Genomic DNA, 15,980 nt, shown 5'->3' with positions numbered 1-15,980 from the left:
TCTGATTATCTTGCTTAACTGCGCTGCATCAATGAATTGCGCCATCTCACTTTGCATACTTACCACTTTGTTTTGTGCAAGGGAATATCTGCGCTATGTCCGCAATCACTGAATCCAAACCAACCAGAAGATGGGCAATGCCCGATACGCTGGTGATTATCTTTTTTGTTGCTATTTTAACCAGCCTTGCCACCTGGGTAGTTCCGGTGGGGATGTTTGACAGTCAGGAAGTGCAGTATCAGGTTGATGGTCAAACAAAAACACGCAAAGTCGTAGATCCGCACTCATTTCGCATTCTGACTAACGAGGCGGGCGAACCTGAGTATCACCGCGTGCAACTGTTCTCGACGGGCGATGAACGCCCGGGCCTGATGAATTTCCCGTTTGAAGGATTAACCTCAGGATCGAAATACGGGACAGCCGTTGGCATCATCATGTTTATGCTGGTGATTGGCGGCGCGTTTGGCATCGTGATGCGTACAGGAACCATTGATAACGGCATCCTGGCACTTATTCGGCATACACGCGGGAATGAAATTCTCTTTATCCCTGCCTTGTTTATTCTCTTTTCACTTGGCGGCGCGGTATTTGGTATGGGGGAAGAGGCCGTCGCCTTTGCCATTATCATCGCACCGCTAATGGTCCGGCTGGGCTATGACAGTATTACCACCGTCCTGGTGACTTATATCGCCACGCAAATCGGTTTTGCCAGTTCGTGGATGAACCCGTTTTGTGTGGTTGTTGCTCAGGGGATCGCTGGTGTTCCGGTGCTTTCTGGCTCCGGTTTGCGCATCGTGGTATGGGTAATCTCTACTCTGATTGGTCTGGTCTTCACTATGGTGTACGCCTCGCGGGTGAAAAAGAATCCGCTGTTGTCACGCGTTCATGAGTCCGATCGTTTCTTCCGCGAAAAACAGGCGGATGTAGAACAGCGTCCATTTACCTTTGGTGACTGGCTGGTATTGATTGTTTTAACCGCCGTCATGATCTGGGTAATTTGGGGCGTTATCGTCAATGCCTGGTTTATTCCAGAAATAGCCAGCCAGTTCTTCACGATGGGGCTAGTTATTGGCATCATCGGCGTTGTTTTCCGCCTAAACGGTATGACGGTTAATACCATGGCTTCATCCTTCACCGAAGGGGCGCGAATGATGATCGCCCCTGCCCTACTGGTGGGTTTCGCCAAAGGGATTTTGTTGCTGGTCGGTAACGGTGAAGCAGGTGATGCCAGTGTGTTAAATACCATTCTAAACAGCATTGCCAATGCCATTAGCGGTCTGGATAACGCAGTTGCAGCCTGGTTTATGTTGCTCTTCCAGGCGATATTTAATTTCTTCGTGACATCCGGTTCTGGTCAGGCGGCGTTAACCATGCCGTTACTGGCACCGCTTGGCGATCTGGTCGGTGTTAACCGTCAGGTTACCGTGCTGGCGTTCCAGTTTGGTGATGGCTTCAGTCACATCATTTACCCGACCTCAGCTTCGTTAATGGCAACGCTCGGTGTTTGTCGGGTGGACTTCCGTAACTGGCTGAAGGTGGGCGCGACACTGCTTGGACTGCTGTTTATTATGTCCAGCGTCGTGGTTATCGGTGCTCAGTTGATGGGCTACCACTAAAAATGTTAAGAGCCGCAATTGCGGCTCTTTTTTCATTCTGCCGTTTCAGTCTCTACGGCTTCATTTTTGGCATTGCGCTTCATCCACAACGCCAGCGCTTTCAGCGAGTCTGGAGTGAACTCATCGCAGCGTGCGGTGATTTCTTCCGGCGTCAGCCAGCAAACTTCACTGACTTCATCTTCCTGTAGGGCGAAGGGACCGTGCGAGACACAACTGAATAACGCGCCCCAGACACGGCAATTTTTATCTTCGAAATAGAACTGCCCATGCTCGGCAAAGGGGACACCGGCAATGCCCAACTCTTCTTCCGCTTCGCGACGCGCGGACTCCAGCAATTGCTCATCGGCCTGGACCACACCGCCTGCGGTCGCATCTAACATGCCGGGTAAAAAGTCTTTTGTCTCGGTACGACGCTGGACCAGAATTTTGCCCATGCCATCATGCACGACGATGTAAGTTGCACGATGACGCAGACACTGTGCCCGCATTTGTTCCCGGCTGGCTTGTGCAATGACTTCATTCTCTTCATTGACAATATCCACCCATTCAGTACTTGCCAAACGACGCTGTTCCATTATCAGGAAACCTTCTTTTTCTGGCGCTCTTACGGCGCATTTTGAGTTGTGGGTAAATTACGGATTAATCGCGACCTGCGCAATGATACTTTGATCATTGAGTGCGATTACACTCAGTACGTCATTATCCAGCATGCCATAACTCGCCGGATTACCGCCTTTCGGAATACTCACCGAGCCGGGGTTGAAGTGGAATATCTCCCCCCGCTGTTCTGCCACTGGCAGATGGGTATGACCGTAAACCAGCACATCGTTCTGGTTTAAAGCAGGCAGATTTTCCGGGCCAAATAGATGACCATGCGTCAAAAACAGACGTTGTTTTTCCAGTAATACCTGTTGCCACGGCGCGGTTATCGGGAAATGCAGCAGCATTTGGTCCACTTCGCTGTCGCAGTTGCCGCGCACAGCGATAACTTTATGTGCCACTTCATTAAGCCGTTCAGCGACTTTGGCTGGCGCGTAACCCTCCGGTAAAGCATTACGCGGGCCGTGATTCAACACGTCGCCAAGGATCACCAGCCACTGGGCACCGCTTTGGGCAAACAACTCCAGAACACGTTCCGTCGCCGGTAACGACCCATGAATGTCCGATGCAAACATCAGTTTCATCACTCACTCCTCGTCGAAAAAACGTAAGCTATGATACTGGATTCTGTCGTTGCTATCAGCCAGATTGCTTCGCCGAAAGAGCAATAAAACGCTGGACAGACGCTCGCTGCCACTGGAATGTCGCATAATCCACCAGGCGTTCTGGCACCTCATCGCCATGTAGTACCAGGCGGTTAATCATTAGTGCCAGATCCGTATCGGCAATGCACCATTCACCAAATAAATTCGGCTGACCCAGTGCTAACAAATGTTCTGCCATCGCGAACAGTTTCTCTGCACTGGCTTTTCCCTCCGCCGTTAATGGCGCTTTTTTCGCACCCGCAAAGACAACATCCGTCGGACGTTCTTCGCGGATGGGCATCAAATCGCTACGCAGCCAGGCCTGAATCTGTCGTGCACGCGCACGATTTTCTAAATCAAGCGGATAAATGCGTTCCCAGGTCGGTGGCGCAAATCGATCTTCCAGATACTCCGCAATGGCAGAAGATTCACTCAACTCAAAATCATCGATTTGTAATAACGGCACACGGCGTGTCTGACCGTAACCTTGCCACGTCGGCTGCAAATGTTCACCGCTGTCGAGGTCGATGGTCTTGATATGAAACGACAGGCCTTTTTCCTGCAACGCCACCCAGGCGGATAACACATAAGGGGAGAAAAAATGGGCATCTGACCAAAGCGTGATAGCGGGTTTACTCATTATGTCCTCGGCAATAAAGGGGGCTTGCTATCAAACTATAGAGCCTTTTTGTCACTGTCACGTGACGAATACTCACGCAAGTCGTCGCGCTTTCTATACTTGTGGTGTTCAGATGATTAGACAACCGGAGCTGCAATGATCGATCTCTATTTCGCCCCGACGCCAAATGGTCACAAAATTACGTTGTTTCTCGAAGAGGCAGGACTGGATTATCGCTTGATTAAGGTAGACCTGGGGAAAGGTGGCCAGTTTCACCCGGAATTTTTGCGCATTTCGCCTAACAACAAAATTCCGGCAATTGTTGATCATTCCCCAGCCGATGGCGGCGAACCGTTAAGCCTCTTTGAGTCCGGGGCCATATTGTTGTATCTGGCGGAGAAAACGGGACTCTTTTTGAGTCATGAAATGCGTGAACGCGCCACCACATTACAGTGGCTATTCTGGCAGGTAGGCGGGCTGGGGCCGATGCTTGGGCAAAATCATCATTTTAATCACGCTGCACCACAAACCATTCCTTACGCTATTGAACGTTATCAAGTTGAAACTCAGCGTCTGTATCACGTGCTGAACAAGCGGCTGGAAAACTCGCCCTGGCTGGGCGGAGAAAATTACAGCATTGCGGATATTGCCTGCTGGCCGTGGGTTAATGCCTGGACTCGCCAGCGCATTGACCTCGCAATGTATCCTGCAGTTAAGAACTGGCATGAGCGGATCCGTTCGCGCCCTGCCACCGGGCAGGCACTGCTAAAAGCACAACTCAGTGATGAGCGTTCGGATAGTTAACAGAAACAGGTTCTCGTGTATTATTTAATCCTAAGTAAAACAACGGAGAACCTGCAATGGCACAACCTGCCGCTATTATTCGTATAAAGAACCTTCGTTTACGTACGTTTATCGGAATTAAGGAAGAAGAAATTAACAACCGTCAGGATATAGTTATCAACGTGACGATCCACTACCCCGCCGATAAAGCGCGCACCAGCGAAGATATCAACGATGCGCTGAATTATCGCACCGTAACGAAAAACATTATTCAGCACGTAGAGAATAACCGTTTCTCTTTGCTGGAGAAATTAACTCAGGATGTGCTCGATATCGCACGTGAACATCACTGGGTAACGTATGCTGAAGTAGAGATCGATAAACTGCACGCGCTGCGCTACGCTGATTCGGTATCCATGACCTTAAGCTGGCAGCGTTAACCGCCATATCGGGAGGCTGCATGAACATAGTGATCACCGGAGGGACGGGATTAATTGGTCGCCATTTGATTCCGCGTTTGCTGGATCTGGGCCATCAAATCACGGTAGTGACGCGTAACCCGCAGAAAGCCAGTTCCGTTCTCGGCCCCCGGGTGACACTATGGCAAGGGCTTGCCGATCAAAGTAACCTCAACGGCGTTGATGCGGTAATCAACCTGGCCGGAGAACCGATTGCTGATAAACGCTGGACTCACGAGCAAAAAGAGCGTCTCTGCCAAAGCCGCTGGAATATCACGCAAAAACTGGTCGATTTGATTAATGCCAGCGACACGCCGCCGTCGGTACTCATTTCCGGTTCGGCAACGGGCTATTATGGCGACTTAGGTGAAGTGGTGGTTACTGAAGAGGAACCGCCGCATAACGAATTTACCCACAAACTCTGCGCTCGTTGGGAAGAGATTGCCTGTCGGGCGCAAAGCGACAAAACACGTGTGTGCCTGCTGCGTACCGGCGTGGTGCTTGCACCGGACGGCGGGATCCTCGGTAAAATGCTGCCGCCGTTTCGTCTTGGCCTGGGCGGGCCGATTGGCTCCGGTCGGCAGTATCTGGCCTGGATTCATATCGATGATATGGTCAACGGTATTCTCTGGCTGCTGGATAACGAGCTGCGCGGGCCGTTTAATATGGTTTCGCCCTACCCGGTACGCAATGAACAATTTGCCCATGCGCTCGGTCATGCACTGCATCGTCCGGCCATTTTGCGCGTCCCTGCGACCGCCATTCGGCTGTTAATGGGCGAATCTTCAGTACTGGTATTAGGTGGACAACGGGCTTTGCCCAAAAGGCTGGAAGAAGCGGGTTTTGCGTTTCGCTGGTACGATTTAGAAGAGGCGCTGGCGGATGTTGTTCACTGATGTGGTGTACTGCAAACATCCGCCAGTTAATTCCCGGTGTTACAGGATTAGTGGCTTTGCGCGATAAGGTCGTCTGGTGAAAGTCGGGTCAGCGTCAGGATGACTTCGTGGTCAAATCCTTTTTCCAGCATCTCCTGAGCAATACGCAGAGCTTCTTCGTGTTTGCCCTGCATTGCGCCTTCTTCACGTAATCTGTCAGCAATGGTCATCAGTTTCTCCTTTTCTTGTGGTGCTCGTTCCGCTATCTCACCAATAAATGCACGGAAACGCTGGGCATCCCCCGTTTGTAATACGTAATTAAACAGGGCTTTTAGCTGTCTGTCATTAGTGTTCCCTGTAACTAGCAGCGAAACAATTTGATCGACTAATCCCAACAGATCGCGCTGGCGAATATGTTTCTGAATTAACTCCAACAGCGCCATTTTGCGATGTTGCATAATCTCGTCATCCGGCACCACGGTAATATCCACCAGCGGAAATGCTGATGAATATATTTTGCGGGCTATCGCAGGCTCGGCAAATTCATCAAGCCAGCAGAGTGAATAAGGATAAGGGCTTCTGCAACCATGATAAAATAGCATGGGGATCACCAATGGAAGCTCTTTATAGCCCGCATCAAGATGGTTTTGCATCGCCGCAATGGAATAGCGCATCATGCGAAAAGCCATTAATTCTTCCGGCTTACTTTGGTGCTCTATCACCACATAAATATAACCTGCTCCCTCCTGCGTTTTCACAGACCACAAGAGGTCGGAATAATATTGCCGCAGGTCTTCATCAATAAAACTGTTTGGTTCCAGTTTGAGCGTCGTTAAATCACACAGTTTGCGCAGCGGCGCGGGAAGATGAATATCAATAAAATCCCGCGCGGTGTCTGGATGGCGTAAAAAAGATTTAAATACCGCATCATGCGGCGTGGAAGTTGTCGATATTGTCATGGCGTTCCGTCACCCCTCAAATTTAAGATGACGCGACAATAACCACGATTTACACCCAATGCAGCAGGCAGTTTTTATCTTTGGACAGCGAATTCAGAAGTATTTTTAGCGGACTGCAACTTTTACATTTCAGCGGAAGCGGACTCGCAAATTACCCATGAAATACTCCGGCAGCGTTAGCCACCGGAGGGGGAATTATTTCAGCGATCCCTTAAGGAACTGTTGCAGACGAGGGCTTTGCGGGTTGCCAAATAACTGCTCCGGCGCGCCTTCTTCCTCTATTTTCCCCTGATGGAGAAAAATGACGTGAGTAGAAACATGGCGAGCAAAGCCCATTTCGTGAGTCACCACCACCATGGTTTTTCCCTCTTCTGCCAGTTGCTGCATAATACGCAGCACTTCGCCTACCAGTTCAGGATCGAGCGCCGAGGTAGGTTCATCAAACAGTAAAACTTCCGGTTCCATCGCCAGCGCCCGCGCGATGGAAACACGCTGTTGCTGACCACCGGACAGATGCACCGGGTATTTCCCCTGCGCACGTTCGTCTATCCCGACTTTCGCCAGATACTTCACCGCCCGCTCGCGCGCTTCCTGCTTGCTCAGGCCTAACACCTGAATCGGCGCTTCCATGACGTTTTCCAGCACCGTCATATGGCTCCAGAGATTGAAGTGCTGGAATACCATCGTCAGGCGTGTGCGCAGTAAGCGCAGCTGATTTTTATCGGCGACTTTAAGTTGACCGTCTTTATCGCGCACCAGATTGATCGTCTGGCCGTTAACGACGATCGATCCTTCACTCGGTTTTTCGAGGAAGTTAATGCAGCGCAGAAAGGTACTTTTCCCCGATCCCGACGAACCGATGATACTTATGACATCACCGGCATTCGCTTGCAGTGAGACCCCTTTCAGCACTTCGTGTTCGCCGTAGCGTTTGTGCAAATCGATAACGTTTAATTTATTCTCGGACATCGTATTCTCAGTGCGTTGAAGAAGGTTTCACATGCTGCAACCAGCGTTTTTCCGCTTTGCGGAACAGACTGATCAGGACATAAGAGATGATTAAATAGAGCACCGCGGCGATACCGAAGGCGGTAAAAGGTTGATACGTGGCAGCGTTAATATCACGGGCTATTTTCAGCAGATCCGGCACCGTGGCCGTAAACGCCAGCGCAGTAGAGTGCAGCATCAGGATTACTTCATTACTGTAGGCCGGTAACGCAATACGCAGCGCTGAAGGCAAAATAATGCAGCGATACATTTTAAAGGTCGAAAAGCCATAGGCTCTGGCGGCTTCAATTTCTCCGTGCGGTACCGAACGGATTGCTCCGGCAAAAATCTCGGTGGTGTAAGCACAGGTGTTAAGCGTCAGCGCCAGCACAGTACAATTCAGGCCACTGCGGAAAAAGGCGTTAAGGAACTCGGTACCCTTAACAATCTCCAGCGTGTACATGCCGGAATAGAACACCAACAATTGAACATACAGCGGTGTACCGCGAAAAATATAGGTAAATAACCAGATTGGAAACTGGATGTATTTATTGCTGGAGACGCGACCAATCGCCAGAAACAGCGCCAGAACTCCACCTATCACAACCGACAAAATCAGCAGCCACAGGGTGATCGCCACGCCAGTAAAGCGATAACCGTCGGTCCACAGCAGTGGTTTCCAGTATTCATGTAAGATTTCGATCACAGCTCAGCCCTCTTCACACCCACGGAGTAGCGGCGCTCAAGGAACAGCAGCACACCATTGGAAACGGTGGTGAAAACCAGATAAATCACGCCACAGACGATGGCGAAATAGAACGGTTCCCAGGTACTTTTGCCTGCCAGTTGCGTGGCTTTGACCACATCTTCCAGGCCGAGTAACGAAACCAAAGCGGTAGATTTGAGAATCACCTGCCAGTTGTTGCCAATGCCTGGCAGGGCGTAACGCATCATCGCCGGAAACATGATCCGCCGAAACACTTGCCCACGAGTAAAACCGAACGCCGTCGCCGCCTCTATATGCCCTTTCGGCACAGCCATAAACGCGCCACGGAACGTTTCGGTAAAATAAGCACCGTAGATAAAACCGAGAGTAATAATACCAGCGACCATCGGATCGATATCAATCTGCCCGACGCCCATCGCCTCCGTCACCGTGTTTAGTGCAATCTGCAAACCGTAGAAAATCAGCAGCATCAACACCAAGTCCGGCACGCCACGAATCAGCGTGGTGTAGCCTTCGAAAATAAGGCCCGAAAGCCGATTTTGCGAGAGCTTACCGCCAGCGCCAATTAAACCGATGATTACAGCGAGCACTACAGAGCTGATCGCCAGCTCCAGCGTGACGAGCGCACCCTGTAAAATAACACCTGAAAACCCATACAACATGCAGCCTGTCCTGTCGTGTGTGGTGAATTACCGCCTCTTGTCTCCCTCCGGTTACCCGAAGGGAGCGGGCTTTCTTTCACCGATGGCGATTAACCACCATAAACATCAAAATCGAAGTACTTTTTCGCTAATTTCTCGTAAGTACCGTCAGCGCGCATTTCGGCAAAGGCTTTGTTCAGTGCCTCGCGCAATTCGTTATCTTCTTTACGCAGACCCATGCCGGTACCTACGCCAAACAGTTTTTCATCTTTAACAGACGGGCCACCGAATTTGTAATCTTTACCAACGGGTTGTTTGAGGAAACCTTCGCTGGCGGCGACCTCATCCTGGAATGCGGCATCAATACGTCCGGCAGTCAGGTCAGAATAAATGTTGTCCTGCCCCTGATAAGAGACGATTTCAATGCCTTTTGGTGCCCAGTGTTCGTTACCGAACGTCTCCTGGGTGGTGCCCTGCAATACGCCTACGCGCTTGCCTTTCAGCGACTCGACTGTCGGCTGAATGTCGGAATTTTTCGCCACTACCAGACGAGAGTCGGCAGCGTACAGTTTGTCGGTGAAGGCAATTTCCTGCTGACGTTTTTCCGTAATGGAAAGCGATGACATGATGGCGTCAATCTTCTTCGCTTTTAAGGACGGGATTAACGCATCCAGCGGGTTTTCGACAAACGTACATTGCGTATTGATGCGTTTGCACAATTCCTTCGCCAGATCGATGTCGAAGCCAACCAGTTCACCTTGTGAATTTTTTGATTCAAATGGCGCATAGGTCGGATCGGTACCGATGCGGATGTTTTGCGGAATCGCAGCAAACGCCGCCGTTGCGCTGGAGAAGGCCAGAACCAGAGAGAGCGATAGCACCAGTTTTTTCATAATGTCCTCAACTGACAGTCTTTTTATAGGGAATATTTACAGGTTTGTTACACTTATCGTGCCATAAAATTGACCATCAAGGCAAAATATCCCGCCCCGTTAGATGTATTATTTTTCATTAAAAATGCTTAAGTATGCATTTTAATGCACCACGATAGTGCAACAAACCTGGCGTGCACCATGATCATTCCATCAGGTACAGCTTCCCTGCGACGTATCAGTCACCGTAGACATTAAAGTCGAAATACTTTTTCGCCATCTTGTCGTAGGTGCCGTCCTGACGCAGCTCGCCAAGCGCCTTATTAAACGCAGCCGTCAGTTCAGCATCATCTTTACGTAGCCCGACACCGGTGCCGTCACCGAAGTATTTTTTGTCTTTCACTGATGAGCCAGCAAAAGCGAACTCTTTACCGGCTGGTTGCTTGAGGAAACCTTCGCTGGCCGCCACTTCATCCTGCAGTGCGGCATCCAGGCGTCCTGCAGCCAGATCGGAATAGACCAAATCCTGGTTGGCATAGGCCACCACATCCACGCCTTTGCTACGCCAGGTCTCGTTAGCGTAAGCTTCCTGGGTTGATCCCTGCAGCACACCCACATGTTTACCTTTCAGTGAATCCAGCGTTGGCTGAATCGGTGAACCTTTGGCAGCAATCAGACGAGAGTCTGCGGCGTACAGTTTGTCGGAGAAGGCAATCTCCTGCTGACGTTTATCGGTAATGGAGAGCGACGAAATAATGGCGTCGATCTTTTTCGCTTTCAGTGAGGGGATCAGCGCGTCAAAGTCACTGGCAACCCAGGTACATTTCACCTGCATCCGTTTGCACATCTCGTTACCGAGATCGATATCAAAGCCAACAAAGTCACCTTTGGCATCTTTCGATGAGAACGGTGCATAGGTGGTATCGGTTCCGATACGTACCGTCTCCGGCAGCGCCGCATAGCTGGAAGCCGCTGCGGAGATACCGACTAACAAAGACAGAGCGAGAATCGACTTCTTCATACATAACCCTCAAGTGAAATGGCTTTTTTATGTTGTGTATTGTGTTGTGTGTTTGCAGGCTTGTTCATGCAGGTCTTATGCCATCTTACCGACAGCAGCAACATTCAATGTAAAATATGTTAATAAGACGTTGCATTATTGTCCTGAAGTTGAAGATAGCAGGTATGGCGGTTGGATCGCAGCGTTTAGATTGAATGGCAGGAACAAAATGTTGAGGATTTGATCGCGGTTGCAAAATTGCCCTGAAACAGGGCAACAGTGGAGTTATGCGCCCTGCCAGCGGGCAAAGAGATCTTCGGGTAGATTTATCGCAAACTGGTCAAGAACACGGTTAACCGTCTGATTTATCACATCATCAAGGGATTGTGGGCGATGATAAAATGCCGGAACGGGAGGCATAATTACCGCACCGATTTCCGCCGCCTGAGTCATTAAACGCAGGTGGCCTAAGTGCAGCGGTGTTTCACGTACGCAGAGCACCAGCGGACGACGCTCTTTCAGCACCACGTCTGCTGCACGGGTCAGTAAGCCATCCGTATAGCTATGCACAATGCCGGACAGGGTTTTGATTGAACAGGGTAAAATCACCATCCCCAACGTCTGGAAAGAACCAGAAGAGATGCTGGCGGCAATATCGCGCGCATCGTGCGTGACATCGGCTAATGCCTGCACATCACGCAGGGAGAAATCCGTTTCAAGGGATAAGGTCTGGCGCGCCGCCTGGCTCATTACCAGATGCGTTTCGATATCTGTGACATCGCGCAGAACCTGTAATAATCGTACGCCATAAATCGCGCCGCTGGCACCGCTGATGCCCACAATGAGTCGTTTCATAAATAGTTGCCCTGTCAGACTTGCAGGCAGACTTTGCAGGATTTCGGCGGGAGTTGCAAGTCAGGGTGCCAGACCGGCACCCTGAGCGAAGGCATCATCCTTCGTTATGCATTTCGAGATTTTCCACTTCGTTCTGACGTTGCACGGCTTTGGCGTCGTCATTACGTAAAGTATCAAGGAAATCGAGGTAGCCCTGATCAACATCTTTGGTGACGTAAACGCCGTTGAACACCGAGCATTCAAACTGCTGGATATCCGGATTTTCAGCGCGAACGGCTTCGATCAAATCGTTGAGGTCCTGGAAAATCAACCCGTCAGCACCGATGATCTGGCGAATTTCATCTACTTCGCGACCGTGAGCGATAAGCTCCGTGGCGCTCGGCATATCGATACCGTAAACGTTCGGGAAGCGAATTTCCGGTGCCGCTGAGGCGAGATACACTTTCTTCGCTCCGGCTTCGCGTGCCATCTCGATAATCTGCTCAGAAGTGGTGCCACGGACGATGGAGTCGTCGACCAGCAGGACGTTTTTATCGCGGAACTCGGCGCGGTTGGCGTTCAGTTTACGGCGCACGGACTTACGACGCAGCTGCTGGCCAGGCATGATGAAGGTGCGGCCAACATAGCGGTTTTTAACGAAGCCCTGGCGGTACGGTTTGCCCAGAATACGCGCGATTTCCAGCGCGATATCACACGAGGTTTCCGGAATGGGGATCACCACGTCGATATCCAGATCTTCCCATTCACGAGCAATTTTCTCGCCCAGCTTGGTGCCCATATTCACACGCGCGCTGTAAACGGAAATTTTGTCGATGAACGAGTCCGGACGGGCAAAGTAAACATACTCGAACAGGCACGGATTGCTGACTGGGTTGTCAGCGCACTGACGGGTAAACAACTGCCCCTCTTCAGTGATGTAGATCGCTTCACCCGGCGCGACATCACGCAGGAACTCAAAGCCCAGGGTATCGAGCGCAACGCTTTCGGAAGCGACCATATATTCTGTGCGATTGTCGTCGATATCACGTTTTCCCAGTACCAGCGGACGAATACCGTTAGGATCGCGGAAAGCCACCATACCGTGGCCGATAATCATCGCCACACAGGCATACGCACCGCGGATTAAGCGGTTTGTAGCGGCGATGGCGGCGAAGATGTTGTCGGCTTCCAGCGGGTAGTGGCGGAAGTTGTCCAGCTCGCTGGCGAAGATATTAAGCAGAATTTCCGAGTCGGAAGTGGTGTTGATGTGGCGGCGTTTTTCTTCAAACAGTTTTTTACGCAACTCATGAGCGTTGGTCAGATTGCCGTTGTGGGCAAGCGTGATGCCATACGGGGAGTTAACGTAAAACGGCTGCGCTTCAGAGGCGCTGGAGCTACCAGCCGTGGGGTAACGCACATGACCAATGCCCATATTGCCCTGCAAACGCTGCATATGGCGAGCTTCAAATACATCGCTCACCAGCCCGTTCGCTTTACGCAAACGGAAGCAGTTATTGGCATCAATGGTGATGATGCCGGCGGCATCCTGACCGCGATGCTGAAGCACCGTTAAGGCATCATAAATCGACTGGTTAACCGGCATAACACCGGCGATACCGACAATACCGCACATACGTCTTTTTCCTCGTTAAGCCACATCTCAGAGCACTTACGCTCTGGGCAAGAAACTTGACGAGCTTTGCAGATAATCAAAAAACCATCTGATGATAAAACTGAACTGCGGGATCAGCTGTGATTTGCTCCAGTCTTCGCTTTTCGACACCCCGGTAAAGGAGTCGAGAAAGAAGAGAATGGCAGCAACAATCAACACACCGCGCAACGCACCGAAACAGACGCCCAGCACCCGGTCGGTGCCCGTCAGGTGGGTTTTCTCAACCAACTGACCTATCACGAAGTTCACGATAGCACCAACGATCAGTGTCGTGATAAACAGTACCGCGATGGCAATCCCATTTCGAACCAGTTCGTCTTCAAAGCCCGTAAACCAGACTGACAGGTAAGTGTAGTAATGACTGGCGACAAAGAAAGCACAACCCCATGTCACCAGCGATAACGTTTCACGAACAAAGCCGCGGATCAGGCTAACCAGAGAGGAAAAAGCAATCACCGCGATTATGGCGTAATCAATCCAGACCATATGTGTCCCACGATTTTACGCCCTGTCATCCTGTTCGGGGCGCATTCTAACAGAAAAAGAAAACGTTTGCGTAGGGATTTCCTTCCCGCGCATCAATAAAAATGGCGCTGAAAAAATATTCAACGCCATCGACTTTTCATGCCTTTGCGGCATCGGGCAATCATTGTCGGATGCGGCGTAAACGCCTTATCCGACCTACGGTTCTACTCCTGCACAGACCTCGTCGCATCAGGCAAAACCGTATTAATTCGGTGTATAGCCCATCACCACGCCACTTAAGCCAGAAAGCTGCTTGAGTTCACCCAGCGAACCTTTCAGCTTATCTTTCGAGGCATCTGGCCCAACCAGAATACGGGTAATTTTACCCTGCACCGGCGTGGATGGCGACGTATAAACCCGATAACCCGCGCCGCGCAGCTTACCGACAATCTCATTCACTTTATCGGCATTTTTCAGCGCGCCCAGCTGGACGACATACGCTTTACCCGTCGGGGCGGCTTTTTCTTCCACGATCGGTTTCGGTTCTGGCTTCGGCGCAGGTGCTGCTTCAACCTTCGGTTTAGGCGGTTCCACCGGTTTCGGCTTCGGTGGGGCGACCGGTGCAGGTTCCGGTTCAAACTCGGTGTTATTAGCTGCAAGAGTGGCCGGATCGAGCGACGGTGCTGCGGCATCACCTGCCCGTACCTCTTCCGCTGCGCCTTCCGGGGGCTGCGTCGGCAGCGCCTGGGTGGCGGCTGGCATCATATCAGGCTCATCGCGATCGCCCGCTTTTGGCACCAGCGGGATAGCCGCGAACTCATCCTGATAATGTTTTTTCTGCCCGTCCAGCAACCCTGGAAGTACAATCACCCCCAGCGCCACCAGCACGATCGTACCCACTAACCGATTCTGAAACTTACTTGCCACCGCTTCTCCTCGCGTCAATCACTTCCATGACATGTGCGACCGTGTGGAACGAACCACACACCAGCACGGTATCTTCCGCTTTAGCGTCCGCCATTGCGGCATCCCATGCCTGCGCAACGCTATCAAATGATTTGCCGTTACCCAAATGCTCAAGCAGTTGTTCTGCCGTGGCACCGCGCGGCCCTTCCAGTGGCGCACAATACCAGTCATCAACCACGCTTTTCAACCAGGCCAGAGTTCCGGCAATATCTTTATCATGTAGCATACCGATAACCGCCAGCACGCGCCCGTTTTTCGGTAGCGCTTTCATACGCCCGGTGAGATATTCCGCCGCATGTGGATTATGCGCGACATCAAAAATAACGCGTGGCGACTCGCTCACAATCTGGAAACGTCCCGGCAAAATTGCGCTGGCAATCCCGTCGCGAATGGCATTTTCACTGACCTCCAGCCCGCTGGCACGCAGTGCCGCCAGTGCCGTTGCGGCATTCGGTTGCGGGACAAGCGGCAACGGCAGATTTTCCAGCGTGCCGTGAGCATCGCTAAACGTCCAGTCATGATCGGTGACGGAATAGTTCCACTCAACGCCCCGACGTTGTAACAGTGCGCCTTTTTCCTGCGCCACATCAGCAATGGTAGAAGGCATTTCAGGCTCTCCGACAATTGCCGGTTTTTCATTGCGGAAAATCCCTGCTTTCTCACGACCAATGCTTTCGCGATCTGGCCCCAACCAGTCGGTATGATCCAGCGCAATGCTGGTCACCACCGCAACATCAGCATCGACAATATTGGTTGCATCCAGACGTCCGCCCAGCCCTACTTCCAGAATCACCACGTCAAGTTGTGCCTGTTTGAACAGCCACAACGCCGACAGCGTACCGTACTCGAAATAGGTCAGGGAAATATCACCGCGTGCTGATTCAATCTCCGCAAAAGAGGCTGTGTGGGCCGATTCCGGCAATTCCTGGCCCTGCACACGAACGCGCTCGGTATAACGCACCAGATGCGGCGAACTGTAGACGCCCACTTTGTACCCTGCCGCCATCAGAATCGACTCCAGCGTACGGCAGGTGGTGCCTTTGCCATTCGTACCCGCAACGGTAAATACAAATGGCGCTGGTTTCAGAACGCCAAGACGTGCCGCGACCTGGCTTACGCGCTCAAGGCCAAGATCGATAGTTTTACTGTGCAGGTTTTCCAGATAAGAAAGCCACGAAGCCAGAGGCGACGCGGCTTGAGGAGTGCGTTTGATAATCATGGTATCCGCTGATTCGTTACGGTGAGAATAGCAAAAGGGCAGA

Annotated in this window: 18 protein-coding genes; 4 read left to right on the top strand and 14 right to left on the bottom strand. The window is 51.3% G+C overall.

What is annotated here, in order from left to right; all coding sequences use genetic code 11:
• Positions 1-95: 95 nt before the first annotated feature.
• A complete protein-coding gene (gene yfcC / locus BEB54_RS00665; RefSeq protein WP_032184700.1) occupies positions 96-1,616 on the top strand; it encodes a putative basic amino acid antiporter YfcC in 1,521 nt (506 codons plus the stop codon).
• Positions 1,617-1,648: 32 nt separating this feature from the next.
• On the opposite strand, the gene yfcD is transcribed toward yfcC, so the two are convergent.
• From yfcD to yfcF, 3 genes are read right to left on the bottom strand one after another with little or no spacing between them, the layout of a single operon-like run.
• Positions 1,649-2,191, bottom strand: coding sequence for an NUDIX hydrolase YfcD (gene yfcD, locus BEB54_RS00660; RefSeq protein WP_000437935.1), 543 nt, complete (start codon positions 2,189-2,191; stop codon positions 1,649-1,651).
• Between the two features lie 57 nt (positions 2,192-2,248).
• Positions 2,249-2,800: a phosphodiesterase gene (gene yfcE / locus BEB54_RS00655; protein ID WP_000772452.1), complete on the bottom strand. Its 552-nt coding sequence runs from the start codon at positions 2,798-2,800 to the stop codon at positions 2,249-2,251.
• 55 nt (positions 2,801-2,855) lie between these two features.
• A complete protein-coding gene (gene yfcF, locus BEB54_RS00650; RefSeq protein ID WP_000042440.1) occupies positions 2,856-3,500 on the bottom strand; it encodes a glutathione transferase in 645 nt (214 codons plus the stop codon).
• Positions 3,501-3,635: 135 nt separating this feature from the next.
• On the opposite strand from yfcF, the gene yfcG reads away from it, so the two are divergent.
• The 3 genes from yfcG to BEB54_RS00635 are packed head-to-tail and all read left to right on the top strand — an operon-like array spanning position 3,636 to position 5,616.
• Positions 3,636-4,283: a GSH-dependent disulfide bond oxidoreductase gene (gene yfcG, locus BEB54_RS00645; protein WP_105277541.1), complete on the top strand. Its 648-nt coding sequence runs from the start codon at positions 3,636-3,638 to the stop codon at positions 4,281-4,283.
• Positions 4,284-4,339: 56 nt separating this feature from the next.
• A complete protein-coding gene (gene folX / locus BEB54_RS00640; RefSeq protein ID WP_000068457.1) occupies positions 4,340-4,702 on the top strand; it encodes a dihydroneopterin triphosphate 2'-epimerase in 363 nt (120 codons plus the stop codon).
• 20 nt (positions 4,703-4,722) lie between these two features.
• Positions 4,723-5,616 (top strand): TIGR01777 family oxidoreductase, encoded by an 894-nt coding sequence (locus tag BEB54_RS00635; protein ID WP_105277542.1) that lies wholly within the window; start codon positions 4,723-4,725, stop codon positions 5,614-5,616.
• Positions 5,617-5,663: 47 nt separating this feature from the next.
• Here BEB54_RS00635 and rpnB read toward each other — a convergent pair whose 3' ends face one another.
• The 11 genes from rpnB to folC form a co-directional block, all read right to left on the bottom strand.
• On the bottom strand, positions 5,664-6,554 hold the full coding sequence (rpnB, locus tag BEB54_RS00630; protein ID WP_000156119.1) for a recombination-promoting nuclease RpnB: 891 nt from the start codon (positions 6,552-6,554) through the stop codon (positions 5,664-5,666).
• A 195-nt stretch (positions 6,555-6,749) separates the two neighbouring features.
• A complete protein-coding gene (gene hisP / locus BEB54_RS00625) occupies positions 6,750-7,523 on the bottom strand; it encodes a histidine ABC transporter ATP-binding protein HisP (protein WP_001293612.1) in 774 nt (257 codons plus the stop codon).
• Between the two features lie 7 nt (positions 7,524-7,530).
• Entirely contained in the window at positions 7,531-8,247 is a 717-nt protein-coding gene (locus tag BEB54_RS00620; protein WP_000569957.1) for an ABC transporter permease, read from the bottom strand.
• A complete protein-coding gene (gene hisQ, locus BEB54_RS00615; protein ID WP_024225221.1) occupies positions 8,244-8,930 on the bottom strand; it encodes a histidine ABC transporter permease HisQ in 687 nt (228 codons plus the stop codon). The genes BEB54_RS00620 and hisQ overlap by 4 nt, the downstream gene beginning before the upstream one ends.
• An 89-nt stretch (positions 8,931-9,019) precedes the next feature.
• On the bottom strand, positions 9,020-9,802 hold the full coding sequence (gene hisJ / locus BEB54_RS00610; protein WP_000737621.1) for a histidine ABC transporter substrate-binding protein HisJ: 783 nt from the start codon (positions 9,800-9,802) through the stop codon (positions 9,020-9,022).
• A 217-nt stretch (positions 9,803-10,019) separates the two neighbouring features.
• Positions 10,020-10,802 (bottom strand): lysine/arginine/ornithine ABC transporter substrate-binding protein ArgT, encoded by a 783-nt coding sequence (gene argT, locus BEB54_RS00605; protein WP_000748239.1) that lies wholly within the window; start codon positions 10,800-10,802, stop codon positions 10,020-10,022.
• Positions 10,803-11,066: 264 nt separating this feature from the next.
• A complete protein-coding gene (gene ubiX / locus BEB54_RS00595; protein WP_000825697.1) occupies positions 11,067-11,636 on the bottom strand; it encodes a flavin prenyltransferase UbiX in 570 nt (189 codons plus the stop codon).
• 94 nt (positions 11,637-11,730) lie between these two features.
• The gene (purF, locus tag BEB54_RS00590) at positions 11,731-13,248 is read right to left on the bottom strand and encodes an amidophosphoribosyltransferase (protein WP_000334213.1); all 1,518 of its coding nucleotides are present in this window, start codon (positions 13,246-13,248) and stop codon (positions 11,731-11,733) included.
• A gap of 36 nt (positions 13,249-13,284) precedes the next feature.
• Positions 13,285-13,773, bottom strand: coding sequence for a colicin V production protein (gene cvpA / locus BEB54_RS00585; RefSeq protein WP_105277543.1), 489 nt, complete (start codon positions 13,771-13,773; stop codon positions 13,285-13,287).
• 243 nt (positions 13,774-14,016) lie between these two features.
• Complete coding sequence (gene dedD / locus BEB54_RS00580) at positions 14,017-14,679, bottom strand: cell division protein DedD (protein WP_105277544.1); 663 nt, start codon at positions 14,677-14,679, stop codon at positions 14,017-14,019.
• Positions 14,669-15,937 (bottom strand): bifunctional tetrahydrofolate synthase/dihydrofolate synthase, encoded by a 1,269-nt coding sequence (folC, locus tag BEB54_RS00575; RefSeq protein ID WP_032184709.1) that lies wholly within the window; start codon positions 15,935-15,937, stop codon positions 14,669-14,671. The genes dedD and folC overlap by 11 nt, the downstream gene beginning before the upstream one ends.
• Between the last annotated feature and the right edge of the window lie 43 nt (positions 15,938-15,980).

Origin of the sequence: Escherichia sp. MOD1-EC6021 (genome assembly GCF_002965245.1) — a bacterium.
GTDB classification, from domain to species: domain Bacteria; phylum Pseudomonadota; class Gammaproteobacteria; order Enterobacterales; family Enterobacteriaceae; genus Escherichia; species Escherichia coli_F.
Note: the sequence above shows the minus strand (reverse complement) of the source record. Positions and strands in the feature narration are given on the sequence as shown.

Excerpts from the sequence above, each read along its gene's own strand:
- BEB54_RS00635 (WP_105277542.1), top strand. The coding sequence starts at position 4,723 with ATGAACATAGTGATCACCGGAGGGACGGGATTAATTGGTCGCCATTTG.
- hisP (WP_001293612.1), bottom strand. The coding sequence starts at position 7,523 with ATGTCCGAGAATAAATTAAACGTTATCGATTTGCACAAACGCTACGGC.
- rpnB (WP_000156119.1), bottom strand. The coding sequence starts at position 6,554 with ATGACAATATCGACAACTTCCACGCCGCATGATGCGGTATTTAAATCT.
- cvpA (WP_105277543.1), bottom strand. The coding sequence starts at position 13,773 with ATGGTCTGGATTGATTACGCCATAATCGCGGTGATTGCTTTTTCCTCT.
- yfcF (WP_000042440.1), bottom strand. The coding sequence starts at position 3,500 with ATGAGTAAACCCGCTATCACGCTTTGGTCAGATGCCCATTTTTTCTCC.
- argT (WP_000748239.1), bottom strand. The coding sequence starts at position 10,802 with ATGAAGAAGTCGATTCTCGCTCTGTCTTTGTTAGTCGGTATCTCCGCA.
- folC (WP_032184709.1), bottom strand. The coding sequence starts at position 15,937 with ATGATTATCAAACGCACTCCTCAAGCCGCGTCGCCTCTGGCTTCGTGG.
- ubiX (WP_000825697.1), bottom strand. The coding sequence starts at position 11,636 with ATGAAACGACTCATTGTGGGCATCAGCGGTGCCAGCGGCGCGATTTAT.
- hisJ (WP_000737621.1), bottom strand. The coding sequence starts at position 9,802 with ATGAAAAAACTGGTGCTATCGCTCTCTCTGGTTCTGGCCTTCTCCAGC.
- yfcC (WP_032184700.1), top strand. The coding sequence starts at position 96 with ATGTCCGCAATCACTGAATCCAAACCAACCAGAAGATGGGCAATGCCC.
- yfcE (WP_000772452.1), bottom strand. The coding sequence starts at position 2,800 with ATGAAACTGATGTTTGCATCGGACATTCATGGGTCGTTACCGGCGACG.
- yfcG (WP_105277541.1), top strand. The coding sequence starts at position 3,636 with ATGATCGATCTCTATTTCGCCCCGACGCCAAATGGTCACAAAATTACG.
- hisQ (WP_024225221.1), bottom strand. The coding sequence starts at position 8,930 with ATGTTGTATGGGTTTTCAGGTGTTATTTTACAGGGTGCGCTCGTCACG.
- purF (WP_000334213.1), bottom strand. The coding sequence starts at position 13,248 with ATGTGCGGTATTGTCGGTATCGCCGGTGTTATGCCGGTTAACCAGTCG.
- yfcD (WP_000437935.1), bottom strand. The coding sequence starts at position 2,191 with ATGGAACAGCGTCGTTTGGCAAGTACTGAATGGGTGGATATTGTCAAT.
- folX (WP_000068457.1), top strand. The coding sequence starts at position 4,340 with ATGGCACAACCTGCCGCTATTATTCGTATAAAGAACCTTCGTTTACGT.